21 protein-coding genes and 2 tRNA genes are annotated in these 24,623 nt (G+C 69.9%); 14 read left to right on the top strand and 9 right to left on the bottom strand.

The window, feature by feature from the left end:
• Positions 1 to 198 precede the first annotated feature (198 nt).
• Both ACFXAZ_RS10075 and pepN read right to left on the bottom strand, forming a co-directional pair.
• A complete protein-coding gene (locus ACFXAZ_RS10075; RefSeq protein WP_384587256.1) occupies positions 199 to 1,293 on the bottom strand; it encodes a hypothetical protein in 1,095 nt (364 codons plus the stop codon).
• 234 nt (positions 1,294 to 1,527) lie between these two features.
• Positions 1,528 to 4,119, bottom strand: a complete 2,592-nt coding sequence (gene pepN / locus ACFXAZ_RS10070; RefSeq protein WP_384587254.1) for an aminopeptidase N — start codon at positions 4,117 to 4,119, stop codon at positions 1,528 to 1,530.
• Positions 4,120 to 4,256: 137 nt separating this feature from the next.
• Here pepN and ACFXAZ_RS10065 point away from each other — a divergent pair, with 137 nt between their 5' ends.
• The 4 genes from ACFXAZ_RS10065 (at position 4,257) to ACFXAZ_RS10050 (ending at position 7,691) form a co-directional block, all read left to right on the top strand.
• On the top strand, positions 4,257 to 4,919 hold the full coding sequence (locus ACFXAZ_RS10065; RefSeq protein ID WP_384587252.1) for a DsbA family protein: 663 nt from the start codon (positions 4,257 to 4,259) through the stop codon (positions 4,917 to 4,919).
• Positions 4,920 to 5,350: 431 nt separating this feature from the next.
• Positions 5,351 to 5,941 (top strand): biotin transporter BioY, encoded by a 591-nt coding sequence (locus tag ACFXAZ_RS10060; RefSeq protein WP_384587250.1) that lies wholly within the window; start codon positions 5,351 to 5,353, stop codon positions 5,939 to 5,941.
• Between the two features lie 386 nt (positions 5,942 to 6,327).
• Entirely contained in the window at positions 6,328 to 6,813 is a 486-nt protein-coding gene (locus ACFXAZ_RS10055; RefSeq protein WP_384587248.1) for a ribose-5-phosphate isomerase, read from the top strand.
• Positions 6,814 to 6,881: 68 nt separating this feature from the next.
• The gene (locus tag ACFXAZ_RS10050; protein ID WP_384587246.1) at positions 6,882 to 7,691 is read left to right on the top strand and encodes an Fpg/Nei family DNA glycosylase; all 810 of its coding nucleotides are present in this window, start codon (positions 6,882 to 6,884) and stop codon (positions 7,689 to 7,691) included.
• A 121-nt stretch (positions 7,692 to 7,812) separates the two neighbouring features.
• On the opposite strand, the gene ACFXAZ_RS10045 is transcribed toward ACFXAZ_RS10050, so the two are convergent.
• Positions 7,813 to 9,027: a GNAT family N-acetyltransferase gene (locus ACFXAZ_RS10045; protein ID WP_384587415.1), complete on the bottom strand. Its 1,215-nt coding sequence runs from the start codon at positions 9,025 to 9,027 to the stop codon at positions 7,813 to 7,815.
• A gap of 232 nt (positions 9,028 to 9,259) precedes the next feature.
• Here ACFXAZ_RS10045 and ACFXAZ_RS10040 point away from each other — a divergent pair, with 232 nt between their 5' ends.
• From ACFXAZ_RS10040 to ACFXAZ_RS10030, 3 genes are all read left to right on the top strand, one after another.
• Positions 9,260 to 10,471 carry a PP2C family protein-serine/threonine phosphatase gene (locus ACFXAZ_RS10040; RefSeq protein WP_384587244.1) on the top strand — a complete coding sequence of 404 codons (1,212 nt, stop codon included), beginning with the start codon at positions 9,260 to 9,262 and terminating at the stop codon, positions 10,469 to 10,471.
• 224 nt (positions 10,472 to 10,695) lie between these two features.
• Positions 10,696 to 11,199: an HD domain-containing protein gene (locus ACFXAZ_RS10035; RefSeq protein ID WP_384587242.1), complete on the top strand. Its 504-nt coding sequence runs from the start codon at positions 10,696 to 10,698 to the stop codon at positions 11,197 to 11,199.
• A 633-nt stretch (positions 11,200 to 11,832) separates the two neighbouring features.
• Positions 11,833 to 12,027 carry a hypothetical protein gene (locus ACFXAZ_RS10030; protein WP_384587240.1) on the top strand — a complete coding sequence of 65 codons (195 nt, stop codon included), beginning with the start codon at positions 11,833 to 11,835 and terminating at the stop codon, positions 12,025 to 12,027.
• A gap of 79 nt (positions 12,028 to 12,106) precedes the next feature.
• Here ACFXAZ_RS10030 and ACFXAZ_RS10025 read toward each other — a convergent pair.
• Positions 12,107 to 12,177 (bottom strand) — tRNA-Gly (locus ACFXAZ_RS10025).
• Between the two features lie 162 nt (positions 12,178 to 12,339).
• Here ACFXAZ_RS10025 and ACFXAZ_RS10020 point away from each other — a divergent pair.
• The 6 genes from ACFXAZ_RS10020 (at position 12,340) to ACFXAZ_RS09995 (ending at position 17,674) form a co-directional block, all read left to right on the top strand.
• Positions 12,340 to 12,416, top strand: a tRNA-Pro gene (locus ACFXAZ_RS10020).
• Between the two features lie 191 nt (positions 12,417 to 12,607).
• The gene (tig, locus tag ACFXAZ_RS10015; protein ID WP_384587238.1) at positions 12,608 to 14,032 is read left to right on the top strand and encodes a trigger factor; all 1,425 of its coding nucleotides are present in this window, start codon (positions 12,608 to 12,610) and stop codon (positions 14,030 to 14,032) included.
• Positions 14,033 to 14,298: 266 nt separating this feature from the next.
• Positions 14,299 to 14,901: an ATP-dependent Clp protease proteolytic subunit gene (locus tag ACFXAZ_RS10010; protein ID WP_384587413.1), complete on the top strand. Its 603-nt coding sequence runs from the start codon at positions 14,299 to 14,301 to the stop codon at positions 14,899 to 14,901.
• A 52-nt stretch (positions 14,902 to 14,953) separates the two neighbouring features.
• Positions 14,954 to 15,634, top strand: a complete 681-nt coding sequence (locus tag ACFXAZ_RS10005; protein ID WP_384587236.1) for an ATP-dependent Clp protease proteolytic subunit — start codon at positions 14,954 to 14,956, stop codon at positions 15,632 to 15,634.
• A gap of 228 nt (positions 15,635 to 15,862) precedes the next feature.
• A complete protein-coding gene (gene clpX / locus ACFXAZ_RS10000) occupies positions 15,863 to 17,149 on the top strand; it encodes an ATP-dependent Clp protease ATP-binding subunit ClpX (RefSeq protein WP_384587234.1) in 1,287 nt (428 codons plus the stop codon).
• A gap of 132 nt (positions 17,150 to 17,281) precedes the next feature.
• Positions 17,282 to 17,674, top strand: a complete 393-nt coding sequence (locus ACFXAZ_RS09995) for a hypothetical protein (RefSeq protein ID WP_384587232.1) — start codon at positions 17,282 to 17,284, stop codon at positions 17,672 to 17,674.
• 510 nt (positions 17,675 to 18,184) lie between these two features.
• Here ACFXAZ_RS09995 and ACFXAZ_RS09990 read toward each other — a convergent pair.
• From ACFXAZ_RS09990 to ACFXAZ_RS09975, 4 genes are all read right to left on the bottom strand, one after another.
• The gene (locus tag ACFXAZ_RS09990) at positions 18,185 to 18,337 is read right to left on the bottom strand and encodes a hypothetical protein (protein WP_384587230.1); all 153 of its coding nucleotides are present in this window, start codon (positions 18,335 to 18,337) and stop codon (positions 18,185 to 18,187) included.
• A gap of 371 nt (positions 18,338 to 18,708) precedes the next feature.
• Positions 18,709 to 19,329 carry a hypothetical protein gene (locus ACFXAZ_RS09985; protein WP_384587228.1) on the bottom strand — a complete coding sequence of 207 codons (621 nt, stop codon included), beginning with the start codon at positions 19,327 to 19,329 and terminating at the stop codon, positions 18,709 to 18,711.
• Positions 19,330 to 19,633: 304 nt separating this feature from the next.
• Complete coding sequence (locus ACFXAZ_RS09980) at positions 19,634 to 19,891, bottom strand: hypothetical protein (RefSeq protein WP_384587226.1); 258 nt, start codon at positions 19,889 to 19,891, stop codon at positions 19,634 to 19,636.
• Between the two features lie 404 nt (positions 19,892 to 20,295).
• Positions 20,296 to 22,110: a hypothetical protein gene (locus ACFXAZ_RS09975; RefSeq protein WP_384587224.1), complete on the bottom strand. Its 1,815-nt coding sequence runs from the start codon at positions 22,108 to 22,110 to the stop codon at positions 20,296 to 20,298.
• A gap of 706 nt (positions 22,111 to 22,816) precedes the next feature.
• On the opposite strand from ACFXAZ_RS09975, the gene ACFXAZ_RS09970 reads away from it, so the two are divergent.
• The gene (locus ACFXAZ_RS09970; protein ID WP_384587222.1) at positions 22,817 to 23,218 is read left to right on the top strand and encodes a hypothetical protein; all 402 of its coding nucleotides are present in this window, start codon (positions 22,817 to 22,819) and stop codon (positions 23,216 to 23,218) included.
• Between the two features lie 249 nt (positions 23,219 to 23,467).
• Here ACFXAZ_RS09970 and ACFXAZ_RS09965 read toward each other — a convergent pair whose 3' ends face one another.
• Positions 23,468 to 23,974, bottom strand: coding sequence for a hypothetical protein (locus ACFXAZ_RS09965; protein WP_384587220.1), 507 nt, complete (start codon positions 23,972 to 23,974; stop codon positions 23,468 to 23,470).
• Positions 23,975 to 24,623 lie beyond the last annotated feature (649 nt).

Raw genomic sequence — 24,623 nt, 5'->3', positions numbered from 1 at the left:
GGGGCGGGGGGGGGGGGGGGGGGGGGGGGGGTGGGGGGGGGGGGGGGGCGGGCGGGGGGCGGGGGGGGGGCGCGCGCGCGGCCCGGCGGGCGCCCCGGGGGGGGCGCGGCGGCCGCCCCCGGCCCCCCCCCCCCGGGACGCGGCCGGCGTCACCCGTCCAACAAGCCATCGAGCCACCACGTCATCCCCCCCGTCACGTCATCTCGGCAGCACCACCACATAGGCCGCCGGTTCCCGCTCCCCGGCGGTCATCAGCGCCGTCCGCACCACCGCCGCCTGCTGCTCCATGCTGTCCCGCAGCTTGCGCGGCGTGATGTGGACGACGGTGATCCCGAGCCGCTCCAGATGCTCGCGCTTACGGGCGTACTCCGCCCACAGCGCGTCCTCGTCCTGGGGATCGCCGTGCCGGGGGGCCCGGGTGTCCAGCTCCAGGGCGACGGACTGCTCGGGCCAGTAGGCGTCGAGCCCGCCGAGATGGGGGCCGCCGGGCAGCCGCAGGTCCACGTTCCACAGCGGGTCGGGCAGCCCGTACTCCCGGACCATCCGGTACAGCCGCTCCTCGGCGATCACCCGCCCCTCCGCCAGCAGCGCGTCCACCGCGTCCACCACATGCGGCCGGCCCAGCAGCTTGGCCTGGTTCAGCTCCCGTACCACCGCCCCCGGCTCGCAGTACCCGCCACGCACCGCCTCGGTCAGCAGCCGCCGTACCGTCCCCGCGTCCGTCAGCTGCGCCACCGCGTCCGCCAGGGCGCGCGGCACGGGCGCGACCGGCAGCCCGGTGCGCTGCTCGGGCGTGGGCAGCGCGGTGGTACGGACGATCCGCGCGCATCCCGTCGAGCGCAGCCGCCGCATCCGGAACACCAGGACGTCGAGGCGCTCCAGCGAGGGCAGCGGCGGCGCCGAGGTGAACCCGTGCAGATTGAGCGCCGCGAGCCCGGTGATCATCGCCTCGGCGTAGGCCGGCGGCTGCGGCTGTGGCTGCCCGGAGCCCGGCTGGGCCGGTACCGCCGGGGCGGCGTCCCCGCGCGAGGCGTACATCAGCACCGCGTGCAGCCGCTCCTCGCTGGTCGGCGGCCCGGCATGCAGCAGAAACACCCCGGGAAGCAGCTGCCGCCAGGCCCCACCGGCCCGGCACTGCTCACTGATCTCACCGGCGGAAACCCCGTGCGCCCGCAACTGCCCCGCCGTGAGCACCCGCCGCCATGAGGCGTCCAACCGCCCCAGCGGACGGGGGGTGAGCGGGGCGCCGGAAGCGCCGGGGATACGGGGGGAGAGGGGAATGTCGTGGTTCATGCCCCCGAGATTCCCACCCCCACCCCCCTCCTGAACCCCTGTTACAACCCCGTCGACAAACCAGGACAACAAGGCACTAAGGGACGAATGTTCGGATGCCGAAAACCCGTCGTCCGTTCACAGGGCAACGCGGCCGATGGCTACGCCGTCAGGGGCGCGGGGCTGTATCGATACGCGGCTCCGCCGCGTGGGCGCGACCAGCACCCACCCACCCGCACCCGGCCGCCAACCGACTCACCCCTCCCCGCCCCCGCTCACACCCCCGTCACACCCCTGCCCCCGCAACCCCCGAGCCAGATCATCCCGAGCCTCGATCACCAGCCGCCGCAACGCGGGCGCAGCCGAGGCATGCGAGGCGAGCCAGTCATCCGCAGCGGCCAGCGTCCCCTCACCGTCCACCAGCGCGGGGAACAACCCCCGCACCACATCCACCCCGATCTGAATGGACCGCGCCTCCCAGACACCCTCGATCGCGGCGAAGTACTTCTCGGCATAAGGCGCGAGCAACTCCCGCTGAGCCGGCTGCTCGAACCCCGCGATCGTCGCCTCCACCAGCGCGTTGGACAGCGCGTCGGACTCCACGACCAGCGCCCATGCCTGCGCCTTGACGGCGGCCGACGGCCGGGCGGCCAGGCACCGCACCTGATGCCGCTTGCCGGACGCCGTGTCGTCCCGGGCCAGCTCGGCGGACAGCTCCCGCTCGCCGGTCACCCCGTGCACGGTCAGCGGCTCCAGGAACGCCCACCGCAGCTCCTGGTCGACCACCAGCCCGTCGACCTTCTCGGTGCCCTCCAGCAGTTCCCGCAGCAACCGCAGCTCGTCCTCGCCGGAGGCGACCGCCGCGAAGCACCGCGCCCACGCCAACTGGTGCTCGCTGCCCGGCTCGGCCTGCCGCAGCTCCCGCAGCGCGCCCCGCGCGAACAGCTCCCCGCCCTCGGCCCGCCACCCGGGCGCCGCGTAGTGCACGAGCGCCGACTGCGCCCAGGCGTGCAGCATCAGCAGCACGCCGATATCGCTCTCCCGCCCCGCGAACCGCAGCACCAGGCCGACGAACTCCCGCGCCGGCAGCAGCGAGTCCCGCGTCATGTTCCACAGCGCGGTCCAGCACAGCGCCCGCGCCAGCGGGTCCGTCATCGTGCCCAGGGACTCGCGCAGGGTCGCCAGCGACGTCTCGTCGAAGCGGATCTTGCAGTACGTCAGATCGTCGTCGTTGACCAGCACCAGGTCCGGCGCCTGCGCGCCCGCCAGCTCCCCGACGACCGTACGCGGGCCGTCCACGTCCACCTCGGCGCGCGCGTACCGCTCCAGCGCGCCCCCGTCCGTGCGCCGGTACAGACCGATCGCCACCCGGTGCGGGCGCAGCCGGGGATGCGACTCGGGCGCCTCCTGGAGCACCGCCAGCTCCGCGATCCGTCCGTCGGGGGACAGCAGCGTCTGCGGGGTCAGCGAGTTGACCCCGGCCGTCTGGAGCCAGGCCGCCGACCAGGCGCCCATGTCCCGCCCGCTGGTCTCCTCCAGCACCGACAGCAGATCACCCAGGCGGGTGTTCCCGTAGGCGTGCCGCTTGAAGTAGCGCCGCGCGCCCTCCAGGAACGCGTCCTGTCCGACGTACGCCACCAGTTGCTTGAGCACGGAGGCGCCCTTGGCGTAGGTGATGCCGTCGAAGTTGAGCTTGGCGTCCTGGAGGTCGCGGATGTCGGCGGTGACCGGGTGGGTGGAGGGGAGCTGGTCGGCGCGGTACGCCCACGCCTTGCGCCGGTTGGCGAAGGTGATCCAGCCGTCCGTGAACCGGGTCGCGCCGACCAGCGAGAACGCGCCCATGAAGTCCGCGAAGGACTCCTTGAGCCACAGGTCGTCCCACCACTCCATGGTGACCAGGTCGCCGAACCACATGTGCGCCATCTCGTGCAGGATGACGTTGGCCCGTCCCTCGTAGGACGCCCGGGTCACCTTCCCCCGGAAGATGTACTCCTCGCGGAAGGTCACCAGCCCCGGGTTCTCCATCGCCCCGAGGTTGTACTCCGGTACGAACGCCTGGTCGTACTTCCCGAAGGGGTACGGGTAGTCGAAGTGGTCGTGGAAGAAGTCCAGGCCCTGCTTGGTGATCAGGAAGACGTCGTCGGAGTCGAAGTGGGGGGCCAGCCCCTTGCGGCACATCGCGCCCAGCGGAATCTCCAGCCGGCTGCCGTCCTCGAACACCCTCTCGTACGAATCCGTCACATAGTGATAGGGGCCCGCGACCACACAGGTGATGTACGTGGAGATCGGCCGGGTCTCCGCGAACCGCCACACCCCGTCGGTGAGCGTCCCGGCGCCATTGCTCCACACCGTCCACCCCTGTGGCGCCCGCACCTCGAAGCGGAAGGGGCCCTTGAGGTCCGGCTGCTCGAAGTTGGCGAAGACCCGGCGCGAGTCGGCCGGTTCGTACTGGGTGTACAGGTACACCTCGCCGTCCTCCGGGTCCACGAACCGGTGCAGCCCCTCACCCGTACGGGAGTACGCGCACCGGGCGTCCACGACCAGCTCGTTCTCCGCGGCGAGGTCCTCCAGCGCGATGCGGGTGCCGTCGAAGACCTCGCTGGGGTCGAGATCCCGGCCGTTGAGGGAGACGGAGGTGACGGCCGGCGCGAGCAGATCCGCGAAACTGCTCGCCCCCGGCTCGGCGCAGCGGAAGCGGATCGTGGTCACCGACCGGAAGGTCCGCGGACCCTCGCCGGTGTGCTCGCCGAGCGCCGAGCGCAGGTCGAGCGACACCTCGTACCCGTCGACGGACAGCAGGGCGGCCCGCTCCCGGGCCTCGTCGCGGGTCAGATTCTCACCGGGCACGGGCGGCACTCCTCGGCAGGTGGGCGATATCCGGTCAGGGCCGATCCTGTCATGTGCCCCTGACCGGCGGCACCCGGGAATGTGGTGGTGGGAGGCGGTGTTGCCGCCGGTGAAGACCACCTTTCCTAGGGAGAGCCATGTCCGAGACCACGTCGCCCGCGCCCAGGACCCCTGTCGACTTCTGGTTCGACCCCGTCTGCCCCTGGGCCTGGATGACCTCCCGCTGGGTCCTCGAAGTGGAGAAGGTCCGTGACATCGAGGTCCGCTGGCACGTGATGAGCCTCGCGGTGCTCAACGAGCACCGGCTGGACGAACTGCCCGAGCAGTACGCCGAGAACATGCGCCCCGGCGGCAGCACCTGGACCCCGGTCCGAGTGGTGATCGCCGCCCAGCAGCTGTACGGGGACGAGGTCGTCGGCCGCCTGTACACCGCGCTCGGCACCCGCTTCCACAACCAGGGCCTCGGGGTGAACCGCGAGAGCATCGCCGCCGCCATCGCCGATGCCGGGCTGCCCGCCGATCTGATCGCCCACGCCGACAAGGACACCTACGACACCGAGCTGCGCGCCTCCCACCAGCAGGGCATCGACAAGGTGGGCCAGGAGGTCGGCACCCCGGTGATCTCGGTCCCCGGCCCCGACGGCACCGAGGTCGCCTTCTTCGGCCCGGTCGTCACCCCCGCCCCGCAGGGCGAGGAGGCGGCCCGCCTGTGGGACGGCACCCTCGCGGTGGCGTCCGTCCCCGGCTTCTACGAGATCAAGCGCTCGCGCACCCAGGGCCCCGACTTCAGCAACCTGTAGCCCCCATGGAAAACCCCCGCGAGTCACGTCCTCGCGGGGGTCTTCTTTCATCCGCCTGCCTGGTGAAGGGTGAGAAGACGATCACGAGGCAGGACGTGGGTGGGGCCCGGATCCCTCTTATTGCACAAGCCTTGCAACTGCACGTTAGCAGCAGAAGGGTGGCCGGGGTGCGGACGACGCCGGTCGCCGCCTCCTGCGCCGCGATCCCGCGTTGGAGGAATCCAACAGTCAAGGGCCCGTCCCCCTGCTGTGACCGGACCGTCCTCACCTCAGTGACCGGCATCACGTCGATCCAGGTGTAGCCCGCACTCTTTGTGCGGAGGGCACCAAGGGGCTCCCGCTCCCTTTGTCGACGGCTGACGGTGATCGGCACTTCACCGCTGGGATAGCGTCGCGATGTCCTGAACTGCCCTTCTCCCCGCGGAGTCCCCATGGCCACCGCCGCCTCCACCGCCACCACCGCCCGTCCGGGCCTGGTGCTCGCCGATCTGCTCCCCGCCTCCCGCGTCCGCGACCTCGTGCTCGTGACCGGCGGCGCCGCCCTCACCGGCCTCGCGGCCCAGATCGCGGTGCCGGTGCCCGGCTCCCCGGTCCCGGTGACCGGCCAGACCTTCGCCGCGCTGCTCGTCGGCACCGCCCTCGGCGCCCGCCGCGGCTTCCTCTCCCTCGCGCTGTACGCGCTGGTCGGCATGGCGGGCGTCCCGTGGTTCGCCGAGGGCGGCCACGGAGTCTCCGCCCCGTCCTTCGGCTACGTCATCGGCATGCTGCTCGCCGCCACGGCGGTCGGTGCCCTGGCCCGCCGCGGCGCCGACCGCTCGCCGCTGCGGATGGCGGGGGCGATGCTCCTGGGCGAGGCGATCATCTACGCCATAGGCGTCCCGTACCTGGCCCTGGCCGCCGACATGTCCCTGACGGCCGCCATCGCAGCGGGCCTGACCCCCTTCCTCCTGGGCGACGCCCTGAAGGCAGCCCTGGCCATGGGCGCCCTCCCCGCAGCCTGGAAGCTAACCAAGAAGAACTGAGCCCGCCGAGAGCCTGGACGCAGGCAAGCCCTGAGCCCGCCGGGGTCCTGGACGCAGGCAAGAACTGACACCGCCGGGGGCTTGGACGCAGGCAAGCCTGAGCCCGCCGGGGGCTTGGACGCAGGCAAGCCTGAGCCCGCCGGGGGCTTGGACGCAGGCAAGCCTGAGCCCGCCGGGGGCCTGGACGCAGGCAAGCCCTGAGCCCGCCGGGGTCCTGGACGCAGGCAAGAACTGACACCGCCGGGTGCTTGGACGCAGGCAAGCAGGGGCGCGGGGAACTGCGCGACCAGCCACATGAGCGGGAAAGCCGCCCTACCCCCCTGGCCCGGCACCTCCACCCGCGCCCGGCCTCGCCCCCGGAGGACCCCGCATGCCACACTCATCCCATGCGCGTGTACCTCGGCTCCGACCATGCGGGCTACGAACTCAAGAACCACCTCGTCGAATGGCTCAAGTCGGCGGGCCACGAGCCCGTTGACTGCGGGCCGCACATCTACGACGCCCAGGACGACTACCCCCCCTTCTGCCTGCGCGCAGCCGAACGCACGGCCGCGGACCCCGACGCCCTCGGCGTCGTCATCGGCGGCTCCGGCAACGGCGAGCAGATCGCCGCGAACAAGGTCAAGGGCGTCCGCGCCGCGCTCGCCTGGAGCGAGGAGACGGCGTCGCTCGGCCGCCAGCACAACAACGCCAACGTCGTGGCCGTCGGCGCCCGGATGCACACCGAGGCCGAGGCCACCCGCTTCGTCGAAACCTTCCTCGGCACGCCCTTCTCCGGCGACGAACGCCATGTCCGCCGCATCGACATGCTGACGACGTACGAGACGAAGGGCGAACTGCCCCCGATCCCGGCACATCACCCGCAGGGCTGACAGGCCCCCGCGAGGGACAACCAGACGAACGCCGGAGGAACCCCGGTAGGGAACAAGGAGACAGCACCTTGCCGGAAGGGCACACCATCCACCGGCTGGCCCAGGACTACGGGGCGCTCTTCACCGGGCGCCCCGTCCGTGTCGGCAGTCCGCAGGGCAAGTTCAGCGACGCCGCCGCGCTGCTGGACGGCACACCGATGGACACGGCCGAGGCGCACGGCAAGCATCTGTTCCTGGGATTCCACGAGACCGACTGGGTGCACATCCATCTCGGTCTGTTCGGAAAGGTCACGATCGGGGACGCCCCCGCGCCCCCGCCCACCGACACCGTCCGTCTGCGCCTCGTGAACGACACCGCCTATGTCGACCTGCGCGGCCCCACGACCTGCGCGCTGATCACCGACGCCGAGAAGGACGCCGTACACGCCCGCCTCGGCCCCGACCCGCTGCGCCCGGACGCCGACCCGGCAGCCGCGTACCGGCGGATCTCCCGCAGCCGTACGACGGTCGCCGCCCTCCTCCTCGACCAGAGGATCATCGCGGGCGTCGGCAACGTCTACCGCGCCGAGGTGCTCTTCCGGCACGGCATCGACCCGTACCGCCCCGGCAAGGACCTCACGCCCGCCGAGTGGGAGGCGATCTGGGCGGACCTGGTCGCCCTGATGCGCGAGGGCGTCCGGAACAACCGCATCGACACGGTCCACCCGGAACACACCCCGGAGGCCATGGGCCGCCCCCCGCGCGTGGACGACCACGGCGGCGAGGTGTACGTCTACCGCCGGGCGCACCTGCCCTGCCACCTGTGCGGCGGCGAGATCCGCACCGCCGACCTCGCCGCCCGCAACCTCTTCTGGTGCCCGGCCTGCCAGTCCCGCTGACCGTGGACCGCAGGCCCGGACTCCGAACTCCGGGCCTCCGGTCGGGACCCGCCCGGACGGACTCAGGACCCGCCCGGACGGACTCAGGACCCGCCCGGACGGACTCAGGACCCGCCCGGACTCAGAACCCGTGCGGCAGCCACGGCGCCGCCCCGCCCGGCCCGAACCCCGCCGAAACCGGCGCCAGCGCCCCGGCGCGCAGCTCCCGCACCCGCCCGGCCTGGGCCAGCGACGCCAGCGACACCCCGCCGAGATACGCCGACCCCAGCTCCCGTACCGACAGCGCGAGATCGGCGGCGTCGGTCGTCCGCTCGCAGGACGCCCCCTCGGCGTCACCGCTCAGCCGCCAGCGCCCGCTGTTCCACGGGCAGAAGGCGTCCTCGACGTCCAGCACCACATCCACCGGCGCCTGATACGTCCGCGCCGCGAGCGCCGTCCCCACGTCCACCAGCCGCACATGCAGCGCGTCCCGCACCCGCACGCCCAACCGCCGTACGTCCGACGCCAGATGCAGCAGTGGATCGTCCACCGGACGCCCGTACGCCACCAGCGTCGACGTGAGGTCGATGTCGAACAGGAACCGCCACAGCGCCGCGTACGCCGCCGGATCCAGCGCCTCCACGTCCCGCAGCTCCACGGTGCCCTCCGGCCCCGTCACCTCCCACTGCGGCTTCACCCGGAACCGGGTGTACCCGACGATCTCGCCGCCCCGCTCGGCGACCACGCACTGGAGCGGCGAGGCGCCCCCGCGCTCGCCCTCCGGGTCGAGCAGCGCGACCCGCTCCCAGTCCGGCAGCCGGGCCACCATCCCCGCCCGCTCCGGCACCCGGCGCGCGTACACCGCCTCGCACGCCTCCAGCACCTCGCCCGGCGCCGCGTACCGCAGCCCTACGTCATCCGTACCGGGCGGCACCGACAGCCGCACCCGGCGGGTCTGAGCTGTCAGATTCATCCCGTACGTCCCGATGCCGTACCCGAACCGGCCGTAGATCGCCGGCTCGGAGGCCGTGAGCACGGCCAGCGGCCAGCCCCAGGACCGTACGTCCGCCAGCTGCCGGGCCATCATCGCGGTCAGCACCCCGCGCCGCCGGTGGGTGCCCGCCACGCTCACCATGGTCACGCCCGCCGCCCGCACCGGGGCCCCGCCCGGCACGGTCAGCCGGAAACCGAAGGCCCCGGCCGTGCCGACGCACCGGTCACCGTCCCAGGCCCCGATGGAACGTTCCGCCTCGGCGAGGGTGTGCCACATCTCGCGTTCCTCGGCCGCCTCCGGCACCCCGCCGAAGGCCCGGATCAGGGTGTCGTACCACCCGTCCCAGTCCTCCTTGTGCAGCACCCGAAGATGCGCCACGCTCTCAGGGGCGCCGACAGGGTCGTTCGCGTCAGCCGTCGTCTCACTTGCCATGAACCCATGCCTACCAGGGCATTGCCGGACGAGCGAGGGAATTTTCCCCGGGAGGCGACGTGGCGGCTTTTCGTGAAGTTCACTGTGATGTCGAGCCTCGGACGGGGGACAAGTGGGACCTCCCGTGCCGGGCGGCCGGTCCGATGGATAGGGTCCCGAACTAATGGCAGCAGGACGAGAGCGGCGCGCGGAGGCCGAGACGTTCCCGGCCCGGTTGAAGATCCAGTGGCACCGGGCCCGCGTCGGCGTGCGCAGAAGCGCCGTGGACTACTTCCGCGGCGACGGCTCCGACTGGATCGCCCTCGTCGGTCTGCTGATCACCATCCCGGTGATCACCGTCATGACCCTCGCCAATCCGGTGTGGTTCTCCCCGGCCGCCCTGGTCCTGCCGATCGTGGCGGGCGGTCTGCTGCTGCGCCCGGCCAGCCTGCTCGGCCTCTACGCGGGCGCGGCCACCGCGCTGATCGTGGAGTCCGTGCAGCTCGGCCCGTACACCGAGGGTCCCGCCCGGGTCACTCCGGGTGTGGTTCTCGTGGTCGCGGCCTGCGGATTCTTCGGGCTGCTCATCGCACAGTTCCGCAGCCGGGTCGGCGTGCCCTGGCGGCGCGGCGGCACCATGCTGTTCGACCTGCGCGAACGCATCCGCACCCAGAGCCGGCTGCCCAAGCTCCCGGCGGGCTGGCATCGCGAGATGGCGCTGCGCCCGGCCGGCGGCCAGTCCTTCTCCGGCGACTTCGTGGTCGCCGCCCGCACCAACGGCGGCCGGACCCTGGAGGTCGTCCTCACCGACGTCTCCGGCAAGGGCATGGACGCGGGCTCCCGCGCCCTGCTGCTGTCCGGCGCCTTCGGCGGCCTGCTCGGCTCCCTGCCCCCGCACGCCTTCCTCCCCGCCGCCAACGGCTATCTGCTCCGCCAGGACTGGGACGAGGGCTTCGCCACCTCCATCCACCTCGTCCTGGACCTCGACTCCGGCGACTACGAGCTGTACAACGCGGGCCATCCCCCGGGCCTCCAGCTCAGCGCGGGCAGCGGACGCTGGGAGGAGAAGGCGGCCGACGGCCCGCTGCTCGGGGTGTACGAGGGAGCTCTGTTCGACCCGGTGAAGGGCTCCCTGCGCCCCGGTGATGTGCTCATGCTCTTCACGGACGGCCTGGTGGAGACCGCCGAACGGGACATCGTGGAGGGCATCGACCGCCTGACCGGCGAGGCCGACCGCTATGTCGCCGGCGGCTTCCACGGCGCCGCCTGGCACCTCATCGAGGCGGTCGCCAAGGACGTCAACGACGACCGTGCCCTGCTCCTGATCAGCCGAGAGGGCGGCGGCCCGACCCCCCAGCCCCCACCACCGCCCGAACCACCTGCCGGCTCCCACTGAGGCATGAGCGTCCTGGTGGGGCCATGTCCGTGCGTTGAGACACGGGTGTCCTGCTGAGGCACGGGTGTGCCCTTGGGGTGCGGGTGTTCTCGTGGGGCCACGGGTGTGCCGTCGAGGTAACCGGGGCGCGCTGAGGCATCGGTCTCCGGTCTCCGGCCTCAGTGTCCGACCCGCGCACGGATTCTTCGGCCGGGGCCGCCGGCGCCCGCTGGGACACTGGGGAGATGACCGATCCCGATGCCGATGAGGTTGCCTCCGCCGATCGGACGACCGCGCTGACCCTCTCCGAGGTGGCGGCGCTGGCCCGCGCGGCCCATGAGGGGCAGCGGGACAAGGCCGGCCGCCCCTACGCCGAGCACCTCCGGGCGGTCGCGGAGGGGGTACGGCGCCGGGGCGGCGACGCCGACCAGATCGCGGCGGCCTGGCTGCACGACGCGGTCGAGGACGACGCCCTGTCCGAGCGATGGCTGGCCCGGGCCGCGCTGAGCCGCCGTACGAAGGACATCGTGCTGGCGGTGACCAAGCGGGCCGGAGAGCCGCCGGAGGCGTACGCGGCCCGGATCCTCGGCACGCCCGGCGCACTGCTGGTGAAGCGGGCGGACCTCGCGCACAACGCCGACCCGGCCCGGCTCGCGGCCCTGGACGAGGCGACCCGCGCCCGCCTGACCCAGAAATACGCCTATATGCGCACCCTGCTCGGCCTCACCGGCAGCGCGCCGGCGGAGTGAGGGGACGGTCGACCCCAACTCCGGCCCGGGCACGCTCTTCGGCCATTCCGACGGCGACAGTTGTGACCAAGGTCTCGCCGAGCGCCCGGCCGAATCCGGTGCCAGAACGGCGTGGTGAGCCGCCACACGAACAACGCGCGCAGGAACCGGGCCAGATATCAGGGATCCGTCGGACGGATCTCGGCACCGCTGCCGTTCCCGATGAAACCCCGAAATCCGAATGGGGCGCTCTCAAAGAGGAGGTACGGTACGGCGACCGGCGACCGGCGACCGGCGACCGGCGACCGGCGACCGGCGACCGGCGACCGGCGACCGGCGACCGGCGACCGGCGACCGGCGTGCGGAACGCGTGGACGACCGCACAATGGCCCTCGTCGCAGGCCGGACGGCCCTACGCCCCGTTGTTCTGTCCATCCCTCAATTCCCTTGAGAACCCGCCGGGAACGCTTCGCGAATTCCCTCACGGGCCACCGCGGCGGACGCCGTACCGCGCGGGACATGACCATGCCACCGTGACCGACGTTGCGTCACGGATCGCATATCCGGGCAGGGTTGGTGGCACGATGGTTCTGGCGGGGATGCGCGGTCGCAACCCGGCCGGGAGAGCGGACCGACCGAGGGTTGTGATCAGTTGTGGCCATTTCACTGTCAGTGGTGGTGCTGTTGGCGATCGTTCTGGTGGTGCTGATCCGCGGCGGTTCGATCAAGGCGGGCCCCGCCATCGTCGCCATACTTTTCGGCTTCTTCCTGGCTTCGACGGGCATGGCCCCGTCGATCAACAGGTTCCTCAACTCCATAGCCGAGACGATCAACTCGATCAGTTTCTGACGCCACCGAGGGCAATGCCCCCGGAAAACGATCAGGACCAGGTGAGGAAAGATCCTCTGACCTGGCCCTGACCGGACGGAGCGGGCGACGGGAATCGAACCCGCGTAGCCAGTTTGGAAGACTGGTGCTCTACCATTGAGCTACGCCCGCGCACAGACACCGCGCGTCCATGGACCGCGGCACCGGATGCATCGTAGCGGGTCACACCCCCTCGTCGCACGCCACCGCGTGCTCCCGCCGCCACCCGGGGGACACACCGCGAATGCGGCGGTCGCAGAGCGTGCGGGCATGTACCCTACGTGTCGCACCAGACGGGGTGTGGCGCAGCTTGGTAGCGCGTCCGCTTTGGGAGCGGAAGGCCGTGGGTTCAAATCCCGCCACCCCGACCACGTACCACCGGCGTACTCCGCCGCCCGCCACGGTCACCTCACGTGATCGCCTTTTGGGGCGTTCGCCGCCTGCGGTTACTATGCAAGCTGCCCGCCCGTGTCTCTCCTCACCGAAGCCTTTGGGCGGCGAATGTGTCGGACCTGTCTGGCCCCGGCATCAACCAAGAAGTCAGCCACAAGGAGACCGAACCGTGAAGAGCGCCGTTGAGAACCTGAACCCGACCCGGGTTCGGCTCACTGTCGAGGTGCCCTTCGAGGAGCTCAAGGACAGCCTCGACGCGGCGTACAAGAAGATCAACCAGCAGGTCACGGTGAAGGGTTTCCGCAAGGGCAAGATCCCCGCCCGGGTCATCGACCAGCGCTTCGGCCGTGGCGCCGTGCTGGAGGAGGCCGTCAACGACGCGCTGCCGAAGTTCTACACCGAGGCGGTCAACGAGGCCGAGCTGAGCGTCCTGGGCCAGCCCGAGGTCGACATCACGGAGCTGAAGGACGGCGAGACGCTGAACTTCACCGCCGAGGTCGACATCCGCCCGGTCATCTCGATCCCGGACTACTCCGGCATCGAGGTGGAGGTCGACGCGGTCGAGGTCACCGACGAGGACATCGCCACGTCCGTGGAGCAGCTGCGTGAGCGGTTCGCGTCCACCGCCCCGGTCGAGCGGCCCGCCGAGGACGGCGACGTCGTCACGATCGACCTGGAGGCCAAGGTCGACGGCGAGATCCTGGAGGACGGCATCGCGAGCGGTGTCTCCTACACCATCGGCTCCGGCGAGCTGCTCGAAGGCATCGACGACGCCGTGACGGGCCTGGAGGCGGGCGGCGAGGCCACCTTCACCTCCGAGCTGAAGGGCGGCTCGGCGGCCGGCCAGGAGGCCGAGGTCACCGTCAAGGTCAGCCAGGTCGCCGCCCGGGAACTGCCCGAGCTGGACGACGAGTTCGCGCAGCTCGCCTCCGAGTTCGACACCCTGGACGAGCTGAAGGCGGACAGCCGCAAGCGCCTGGAGAACATGAAGCAGTTCGACCAGGCCACCCAGGCGCAGGAGCGCGTCCTGGAGAAGCTCCTGGAGCTGGTCGAGGTCCCCGTCCCCGAGAAGCTCCTTGAGGACGAGGTCAACACCCGCAAGCACAACCTGGAGCACCACCAGCTCGGTCAGATGGGCCTCACCCTCGACAAGTACCTGGAGCTCCAGGGCAAGACCGCCGAGGAGTTCGAGACCGAGACCCACGACGCCGCGGTCAAGGGCATCAAGACCCAGTTCGTCCTGGACGAGCTGGTCAAGACGGAGAAGCTCAACGTCAGCCAGGACGAGCTGACCGAGCACCTGATGCGCCGCGCCGCCTCCTCCGGCATGTCCCCGGACCAGTTCGCGCAGGCCGTCGTGGAGCAGGGCCAGGTCCCGCTCCTGGTCGGCGAGGTCGCCCGCGGCAAGGCCCTCGCGGTCGTCGTGGAGGCCGCCACGGTCAAGGACACCAACGGCGAGGTCGTCGACCTGGACGACGAGGACGAGACCGAGTCGGCCACGGACGCGGTCGCCGAGGTCACGGACGGTGACACCGAGACCGCCGACGCCACCGCCGAGGCCGACGACGCCGCCAAGGGCGACGACAAGGCGTAAGCAGCACGGAAGAGGGCCCTGGGTGAGCGAACCACCCGGGGCCTTCTTGTCTCACGGGCCGGGCCGGACCCCCTGCGAGCCCGCCCCCGGACCCCGTGGGCGCGAGGCGGGTCCTCCCGGTGTTCGCGGCTGACTACGCCCCCCGCGAACACCCCCTGATCCGGGATTCCCCGGAAGCGCTGCCGCGTTAGGGTCCATGAATACGGCGAACGTTAAGACGGCCCGGTGCCGTCGCAAGACGAGCAGGTGGATACGTGACGAATCTGATGCCCTCCGCCGCCGAGCCTTCCATCGGTGGTGGCCTCGGCGACCAGGTCTACAACCGGCTGCTCAACGAGCGGATCATCTTCCTCGGCCAGCAGGTGGATGACGACATCGCGAACAAGATCACCGCACAGCTGCTGCTCCTTGCCGCCGACCCGGACAAGGACATCTACCTCTACATCAACAGCCCCGGCGGCTCGATCACGGCCGGCATGGCGATCTACGACACCATGCAGTTCATCAAGAACGACGTGGTGACCATCGCCATGGGTCTCGCGGCGTCCATGGGCCAGTTCCTGCTGAGCGCGGGCACCCCGGGCAAGCGCTTCGCGCTGCCGAACGCCGAGATCCTGATCCACCAGCCCTCCGCCGGTCTGGCCGGTTCGGCCTCGGACATCAAGATCCACGCCGAGCGGCTGCTGCACACCAAGAAGCGCATGGCGGAGCTGACCTCCCAGCACACGGGCCAGAGCGTCGAGCAGATCACGCACGACTCGGACCGTGACCGCTGGTTCGACGCCTTCGAGGCCAAGGAGTACGGCCTCATCGACGACGTCATCCCCACGGCCGCCGGTATGCCGGGCGGCGGCGGCACGGGCGCCTGAGGGCCCCCGAGCGCAGCCCCAGCCGACCGCCACAGCTCCTAGGAGAGAGACAGTGAACGATTTCCCCGGCGCCCGCCTCTACGACCGTACGCACGCCGAGTACACCGGCCCGACGGCCGAGTCCCGCTATGTCATCCCGCGTTTCGTGGAGCGCACCTCCCAGGGCGTCCGTGAGTACGACCCGTACGCGAAGCTCTTCGAGGAGCGGGTGATCTTCCTCGGGGTGCAGATCGACGACGCCTCCGCCAACGACGTCATGGCGCAGCTGCTGTGCCTGGAGTCGATGGACCCGGACCGGGACATCTCGATCTACATCAACAGCCCCGGTGGCTCCTTCACCGCGCTGACCGCGATCTACGACACCATGCAGTTCGTGAAGCCGGACGTCCAGACGGTGTGCATGGGCCAGGCGGCCTCCGCCGCGGCCGTGCTGCTCGCCGCCGGCACCGCGGGCAAGCGGATGGCCCTGCCCAACGCGCGCGTGCTGATCCACCAGCCGTACAGCGAGACCGGCCGCGGCCAGGTCTCGGACCTGGAGATCGCCGCGAACGAAATCCTGCGGATGCGGGCCCAGCTGGAGGACATGCTGGCCAGGCACTCCACCACGCCGATCGAGAAGATCCGCGACGACATCGAGCGAGACAAGATCCTCACGGCCGACGACGCGCTGGCGTACGGCCTCATCGATCAGATCATCTCCACCCGGAAGATGAACAACGCCTCCGTGCGCTAGCACGGCCGGCGGACCCCCGGGGCGAGCGGAACGGGCGCCCAGGGAGTATCGTCTGCCGCCCCTTGGCATGGTTCACCCCGGTGCCCGACAAGGTGCACGCCAAAGTGAACCGCGCCAAGGGGGGCCCGAACGGGGGGCCCGGCAAGGTACCGTCGACATAAGGCAGCACCAGGAGTCGCTGGACTCGAAAGCGTCCAGTCGCGCTCCCAGGCGAAGGGGAAGCACACCGTGGCACGCATCGGTGACGGCGGCGATCTGCTCAAGTGCTCGTTCTGCGGCAAGAGCCAGAAGCAGGTCAAGAAGCTCATCGCAGGCCCCGGTGTGTACATCTGCGACGAGTGCATCGATCTCTGCAACGAGATCATCGAGGAAGAGCTGGCGGAGACCAGCGAGGTGCGCTGGGAGGAGCTGCCCAAGCCGCGCGAGATCTACGAGTTCCTTGAGGGATACGTCGTGGGTCAGGAGCCGGCCAAGAAGGCACTCTCGGTCGCGGTGTACAACCACTACAAGCGCGTGCAGGCCGGCGAGCACGGCGGCGCCCAAGGGCGTGACGACGCCATCGAGTTGGCGAAGTCCAACATCCTGCTGCTGGGCCCGACGGGCTCGGGCAAGACCCTCCTGGCCCAGACCCTGGCGCGCATGCTCAATGTGCCGTTCGCCATCGCCGACGCCACCGCGCTGACCGAGGCGGGCTATGTCGGCGAGGACGTCGAGAACATCCTGCTGAAGCTGATCCAGGCGGCCGACTACGACGTCAAGAAGGCCGAGACCGGGATCATCTACATCGATGAGATCGACAAGGTCGCGCGCAAGAGTGAGAACCCGTCGATCACCCGGGATGTCAGCGGCGAGGGCGTGCAGCAGGCCCTGCTGAAGATCCTGGAGGGCACCACGGCCTCGGTCCCCCCGCAGGGCGGCCGGAAGCACCCGCACCAGGAGTTCATCCAGATCGACACCACGAACGTGCTGTTCATCGTGGGCGGCGCCTTCGCGGGCCTGGAGAAGCTCATCGAGTCCCGGGCGGGCGCCAAGGGCATCGGCTTCGGCGCGACGATCCACTCCAAGCGTGAGCTGGAGGCCAAGGACCGGTTCGAGGACGTCATGCCGGAGGACCTGGTCAAGTTCGGCATGATCCCCGAGTTCATCGGCCGCCTCCCGGTCATCACCTCCGTCCACAACCTGGACCGCGAGGCCCTGCTCCAGATCCTGGTCGAGCCCCGCAACGCCCTGGTCAAGCAGTACCAGCGGCTCTTCGAACTCGACGGCGTGGAGCTGGACTTCGAGCGCGAGGCCCTCGAAGCCATCGCCGACCAGGCCATCCTCCGCCAGACCGGCGCGCGCGGCCTGCGCGCCATCATGGAGGAGGTCCTCCAGGCGGTCATGTACGAGGTCCCCTCCCGCAAGGACGTGGCCCGCGTCGTCATCACCGCCGACGTGGTCCTCTCCAACGTCAACCCGACCCTGATCCCGCGGGATTCGCGGGGGCGCGGGCCGGGCGAGCAGAAGTCGGCCTAGCCGGTTCGAACATACGAGAAGGGGGGGGCGCGCGCGCGCGCGGCCCCCCCCGCACGTCTCGGCGACCGCCTTGAGCGCGTGGTCTACGTGGACGGCGCCCCGTTCATTTCAGGCATGTGCATGCTCGACCTCATGCCACCGCAGGCAGCGGACCAACTGCGTCGCCAGGTCTCCGGTTCCGGCGACGGGTGGCGGCTGCCGATGCCGCCCTTCGAGGTCCTGGGCTTGTCCAGCAGCCTCGACGGGCTCGATGAGGGCCAGCGGGACGTTCTGCGCGCGGGTGCCACCCCTCAGCCATTCGGCACCTTCACCCAGCGCATGGCCGACCCGGCCGACCTCGGTCCCGGTGTGGACCGTGTCCTGATCGCCTGCCATGACTTCACGGGTCTGCTGGACGCCGGGGTGCCGATGCTGGCCTTCCTGAATCAGCCGCCGTGGCGGCGCTTCGATCTGCCCACCGGGCACTGGCCGATGCTGTCCGCGCCCGCCGAACTTGCCGGCATCCTCGACGCGGCTGTCTCCTGACCGCGCTGGCTGAGAGACACAGCCCGATGCTTGACCACGAAAGCGTCCGCAGGCTGCGGGCCCACGCTCAGGCCCTGGCCGACGGAGCACGGGAGACATCTGCCGAGGCGGTCGTCCGACGTGTCTTCGCTGGAAGCGGCGGAACGCGCCCTGGGTGAGGCGCGTCGCGTCGCCGGGCGGGCCCGACGTGCCCTCGAGCGCATCGAGCGGCATCCCGGTCAGTAGGAAGCTGTCCGGGGATGGGTCCGCCGAGTTGCTCCCGCCTGCCGGACCATGGAGTCGGGGGTCGGCGAGTTCGCCATGGAGTGCGATGTCCTCGGTGGTACGGGGGTCGGCCAGCAGGTCTTTCCATGTCGGCCGACCGCGGCGTCCGCCGCGAGCCGCAGCCGCTCGGCGGGGACCCCCGCAGTCCGAAGCCGGCGGGGACGTCGGCTCAAGGAGCTTCTTCGCGACTGGGGCTCAGAGTCTGCGGACCTGTGGCGGGTTGCCGGTGGATACGGAGAGTTCGCCCTACTGGAGCCGGAAATTGCAGCCGCGTACCAGCACTCCTTCGGTATTGGTCATCGAGACGCTCGATCTGCCCAGGTCGATGAAGAGATTCCCGACGATTTTCATCGTCTGCTTGAACTCGGTCTGGGCGGAGACCCATATACGGTCCGGCATGGTGTTGAACATTTTCACGCCCTTGTGACTGAGGTTCATGCCTCCCAGGACGGTGAGCAGCCCCTTCACGCGGGCGTCGTTGAGGCTGGCCAGGTCTGCGGCGACGGTGCCCCAGCCGTCGTCGTCCTTGCGGACGTCGATTCCGTCCTCCGGGAACTCGATCCAGCCCTTCTTGCGGGCGCGGTCCCCGACCTGTGGGGTGTTGACGCCGTTGCTGATGTCGGCCGAGTCGGCGCGCAGGGTCCCCTGGGTGGAGGAGCCGTCCTGGTGTACGTCGGCTCCGTGCTGCGGGAACCCGATCCAGTCCTTGCCGCCGTCGAGATCCCCGACCCACTTGGTGTTGAGGCCGTTGACGTCGATCTTTTCGGCGCTCAGGGTGCCCCGGCCCTGGGTGCCGTCCTTGTGGACGGTGACTCCGGGCTGGGAGAACTCGATCCAGCCCTTGCCTGCGTCCCGCTGCCCGCCCAGGCGGTATTGACGCCGTCGACGTCGGCCCGCGCGGCCGTGATGACGCCCGGCGTGCTGGTGGGGCCGTGGTACACGTTGACGCCGCGCTCGGGGAAGCTGATCCAGCCGTCCTCGTCCTTCCGTCCTTGAACCAGTCTGGTGATCACAGAGTCCACGTCGGCGGTTTTGGCCCGCAGCCTGCCCGGATCAGTGTGGTTCTGGGCCTGGATGTCCACACCGTCCGGGGTGAAGACGGCGCGGCTCTTGTTCGCCGTCCCCTCGATCCACTGTGTGCGCGTACCGCTCTCGAACTCGGGGATGGCCGCATGGACGGTGGTGGTGAGGAAGTACCCCTGGTGGTTGGCGACGCCGCGGGGTCTGGCGACCAGGGTGTAGGTGGTGCCGCGCTGGGGAGTGAAGGTGAGCGTCGGGCGGAACGTCAGGTGAGCAGCCGGTCCCGGCTTCGCCTGCTCGTGGTGGACCTCGTTCCCCAACTGGTCGAGGATCCGGTAGTCGAGATCGGTGGGTCCGTCCCACAGCAGCACGAGCTGGTCGCCCAGGTCCCCTGTTCACCAGGGACTTCTCGGCCCGGAAGTTGCGCGGGACTCTCGGGGTCTGCTTCACCAGGCCGAGGGTGGTGGTGAAGTGCCCGCTCCTCATGGCCGGGGGCCCGTTGTCGCCGCCTTTGGTCTTGTCGTGGATCTTCACCTGGACCAGGCCTGATCCCTCGGTGAGCTGGATGTTCTCCAGTTTCAGGACGAGAGCTCCGTGGTGGATCAGTTCCGGGTATCTCCTCGTGGGGGACTGCGTCCAGTCGAACTGTGCCCGGAAGAGCTGCCGTGTGCTGTCCTACTTGAACTCCAGCATGTCGTCACGCGGAGTCGTGATCGTCCTTTCGTAGCTCGTGACGACCGCCTGGGCATCGCTGGTCAGGTCGGAGGGGCCGGTGCCCAGCGGCACCTCCACATCGATGTACTCCCAATCCACCGGGGACTGGTGAGTGTTGGAGACGATGATGTACACCGTCCCCACGGACGGCTCGCCGGGAAGCGACGCCTGGAGCGACGGTGGATCCGTGACGATCTGGTACTGCAGCAAGGACGGCACAGCGCGAACTCCCCATCTCGGTGTCCCGCACGAAACGAGCAAAAACGGAACAAGGGTCGACAGACCCGCCGACTGTAGGCAGCACCCCGAATCCCGGGGCCGCGATCGCGCAGGGCTGGCCCAAACCAGCCCTGCCTCTGGCCGAAACCCCAGTGAGCCAGTGACCGGACCGGCGTGTGGAGTCACCGCCGGGGAATCACGATCCTGGAAGAAGCCGATCCAGCCCTTCGCCACCGACGCCGCCGCCGAGACCGAGGCGGCACACAGCCCTGTCCGCTTTCCCCTGAGAGCGCCGAAAAAACCGATGAAGCCGGTATCGACGTGAGTCGCCTGACGAAGTCCGGAAGTACTCCAGGAAGGCGGTTCTCATATCGGTCACCCGGTCTCGGGTGCGGGGTGTCGATTCAGTCGACGGTGGCGGTGAGCGGTACGGGCAGGAGATTGCCGATGGCCATGGCTCCGTCGTCGTGGGTGCCGCGGTCCGCGCCGGGCAGGGCGCGGATGCCGATGCTGTAGATCAGCGAGGGCCGGTCCCAGTTCTGGGTGTTGACGTGCGGGTTGAAGAGGAAGGTGAGGGTGGTGCCGTCGTCTTCGATGTGGGTGTCGAGGTTTGTAGGAGAATCGGGCTGGATGTCGTGGTAGGCGTAGGAGGCGCCGGTGAAGGCGAAGCCGGTGGGGGCGACGAAGCGGTACTCGATGGTGCCGGGGTCGACCGGCTGGTTGTTCCGGGAGTCGATCTCCACGGTGAAGACCGTGGACTGGCCGAGGCCGGCGCGGGGCCTGGTCTTCTGGGTGACGCGCAGGGCGGTGTCGGTCTGCGGGGAGCCGGTGAGCGGTGCGCGTGGGTGCTTGCCCACGTTCGCCGAGCCGTCCTGGTACGTGCCCGGGGCGGCGTCCGGCCTCGCCTGGACGGGGATGGTGTAGTAGAGCGGGCCGGTGTCGCTGGTGGTGGTGTTGATGTGCAGGTTGGCCGTGACGATCAGGGTGCGGCCGTCGTCCTCGATGCGGTGGGCGAGGTTCCCGGCGATCACGCGGTGGATGGTGTTGTAGTAGCCGTAGACGGGCTGGCCGGTGAAGACGAAGCCGGTCGGGGCGGTGAAGCGGTGGACGACATCGCCGGGGTTGACGGGCTGCCCGCTGGGCGAGTCGAATCTCACGGTGAACGCGGTGCGCTGGCCCGGGTCCGCCACGAGGAGGCTGTCCTGGGTGATGGTCAGCGCCCTCTCGTCAAGGGGCGGTGCCGCGGCGACGACGGTGACGGGCAGTGTGTAGGTGTTGTCCGTGAGGTTGGGGTCGCCGCCGTACTGGATCTCCAGGGTGGAGGTGTAGAGGCCCGGTGGTGTGCCGTCGGGCGCGTGGACGCGGAACACGCCGTCCAGGGAGCCCTGATGCGGCTGGAGCTGCTGGCCGGTGAAGGTGCGCGACAGCGGGCCGGTGGTGCCGGCGGGGCCGCGCAGTGCGTCGGCGAGGGTGAGGACGACGGTGACGTCCTTGCCGTCCGCGGGGTTGGGGCCGCGGTTCTTGACGCGGGCACCGAGGTCGAACTCCTGGCCCCGGTGCACGGACGGGACGCTGACGACCTCACCGTAGAGGTCGGCCGACGGCAGGGGCGGCGGGGCCATGGTGGCGACGGACGACACGCCGCGCACGCGGTGGTTGTAGGTGTCTGAGATGTAGAGGTTGCCCGCCCGGTCCAGGGCAAGACCGTACGGGGAGTAGAGCCGGGCCGATGTCGCGGGCACTCCCTCGCCCTCGTACCCGGCTGTGCCGTTGCCGGCGACGGTGGTGATGATGCCGCTGGAATCGATCCTGCGGATCCTGTTGTTGAGCGGATCGGCGATGTAGAGGTTGCTGGCGTCGTGGGCCGCCAGATCCGTGGGTACGTTGAACCGGGCGGCGGTAGCGGGTCCGCCGTCACCCCGATATCCGGCCTGCCCGTCGCCCGCCACCGTGGTGATGACGCCCTTGGCGTCCACCTTGCGGACGCGGTGGGCGCCGTACACTGCGATGAAGAGGTTGCCCTCGGCGTCCACCGCCACGCCGATCGGCCGGCTGATCAATCCGGCGGTGGCCGGCCCGCCGTCCGGCACAAGCCCGGCCGGCCCGCCACCGGCGACGGTGGTGATGAAGGCTGCCGTGCTGACCTTACGTACCCTGTGGTTGTATGGCGCCCTGCGGGAGGCCCGCGGGCTGCGGGCCGGTTCCGGAAGTGCTCGCATTTGGCATGACTGCTGCTCCTTGTCGTGGCGGGAGACCGGAGAACACAGGACTGACCTGGCCGCTCGGCAGTACCGGCACCGGGCGCGGCCGGTGGACATCGGAACGCGCGGATCCGCCGTCCATCGGCCTGTGCTGGGCAAACTCGTCTGCGGGCATGAGTGGTTGACGCGCGTGGAGCGAGCAGTGTGTGACGCTGGGGATGACTCGCGGCTCGGCGACGAAGCTAAGCACCGAGGTACAAAGCGGGGCAACGACGCATGTGTCGTACGGATGTCCGAATCGGCGCAATATTCATATCGGCTGAACAGGAAACCCCTGGTGCACCCGTTCGACGACAGATTCACGTTCCCAAGATCTCGGCGTAAAACCAACTATGAACTCGATCTCCGCTGCCTGGTCCTTGACCTGCTACTTGGCCCAGCAGTCCTCGCTCAGACACCGGGGAGCAAGTAACCCGCCGGTAGGTTCTGAAGACCGCGAAGGAGACCTCGGCCACGGCGGCACCGATCACCGCAGCTCGGGGCCCGGCTGGCGGTTCGGCGACCGGGCCCCGACCTACGCACCAGCGCCGTCCCTTGACCTCAGCGCGTGCTCCTGGACCTCGTCGCGGCCGACCAGCGAGGTGAGGCACAGGAGAACAGGGATTGGCGCCGCTCGCAAACAGGCCGTGGTGACGCCGTGGTGCCCCTCTGCCATCGTGATGGCATGTCCGAGAACCCGAACCCCGAGCCGGTCCCGCTCCCGCCGCCCCTGCGCATCCTCACGGAGAACGAGTGGGTCGGCGCGCTGTCGGCCGCCGAACCGTTCATCGGTACGCGTGAGCCGGAGCGGACCAATGTCCAGTACTGCATCGGCGCCGCACTGGGCTCCCTGGGGCTGTTCCGGTGGCCTCCCAGGCCCGCCAATCCCGTCAGTTGCAGCGCGATGAAACTGATATGGCAGACGGAAACGGAAACCGACCGGACATTCCTCGGGGCATGGCTCCAGTGCGCAGAAGCTCCTGACCACGACAGCCGGCACCGGAGCGAGGACGGCACCCAGCCTCAATGGTCCGACGGCGTGCCGGGCTCCATGCCTGCAGGACCGCCCTACCCCTGGACAGCCTGAGCTTGCCGCTCATCCACTCCGACGCGGTTTCGCGCCGACCTTTGCGGCGGACAGGGCGACTGAACGCCTCGGCGGCGGCAAGCATCCTACCTACGTCATGGGCCCCTCAAAACCGGGCCTGCCTGTCGTCAAAGGATCGTCTGACGACAGGCGCGACGGGCGTCCAATGAACCCGTGGAATCCGAGGGTCCGAGACGGTGCTAGTCCAATTCGACCTCGGATCATGGGGAGGGCGGCCGTGTTCCTGGGTCAGGTCCGGAGCAGTGAGGCGTGGATACGGGCGATGGCCCTGAGCACCTCGTCTCGGTTCTTTGCGTGCTGCATCCATGCGGGCAGGCGGGCCACCACTGTCATCTTCCGGCCGTGGTCGTGCCAGGGAATCCCTTCGCGTAGTGACGCCTGCACGAATCGTTTGATCAGGTCCAGATGTTCCAGGTTGTAGGCCCACACCCACCCGTGCCGGGTCTCGGTCTGCAGCCACAGGCGGGCGCCGAAGTACGGGTCTGTGGCCGACTCGTGCGGGTCCCGGTGCAAAGCCACATATCCACGGCTCCACTCCCTCGCCGTCCCGCAGTTCCGGCAGACGAGACGCCTTGGCGCAAAGAGATCCGGATCGTGCACTCCGGCCGGCTCCGGTCCTGCCGCAACGTGCGCGACCTTGTCACAGCTGGGGCAGCGTACGAGAACGGAGGCGAGGAACTCGTACTTCGTGCTCCGTGGGTCCCGGAACCGATGGCGTGTGGAGATCGGACTCATCGGACCAGTATGCGAGCCGAGCAGCAAAGACCCCTACGGGTTAAATGCCAAGCCGAGGACCTGGACGCGGACCCGTCCGCGAGGGCGGCCGTGCTCGCTTTCGACGCCCGCCAGTCGCCCCCAACCTCACGGGGCAGTACCGGTAGGGCACCCTGCTTGCGCGTGGCAGCCTGCGCTCCTGCCCTTCACCCGCTCACCTGCGACGATTTCGCCCAGTGGCGTGGCTGGTCTGAGCCCGGACGGCAGCGGGCGGCTCAGCAAAGCTGAGTTCGTGATCACCGAGGACCGGGAGTCGGCTCGGCATTCCTATCGGATGCGGTACCGCTTGCCGTGTCCGCCGGTGATCAAGGGACAGTCAACGACTGGTGAACCATGCGGTGATCCCCGAGCACGCGGTCGCCGTGAGGAGCGTCAAGAGCTTCACGGGAACACGCTGCATCGTGATGCGGAAGCCACCGACACGGATGTCCACCACCGGACGGGTGGGTTCGGTCTGCACTAGAGCCCTTCTGATGGATTTCCGTGAAAAAGGGAGCGGCGTTCGGTGAATACCGTCAGCCTGCGGTGTGGCGAGTCATGCGGTGGAGTCACCTGACCCTCTACACCGTGCGGCGAGGGCGCGTGCCCGGGGTCGCCACGCTGCGGTGGC

The sequence above is a fragment of the Streptomyces sp. NPDC059477 genome (assembly GCF_042749375.1).
Taxonomy (GTDB): Bacteria; Actinomycetota; Actinomycetes; order Streptomycetales; family Streptomycetaceae; genus Streptomyces.
Note: the sequence above shows the minus strand (reverse complement) of the source record. Positions and strands in the feature narration are given on the sequence as shown.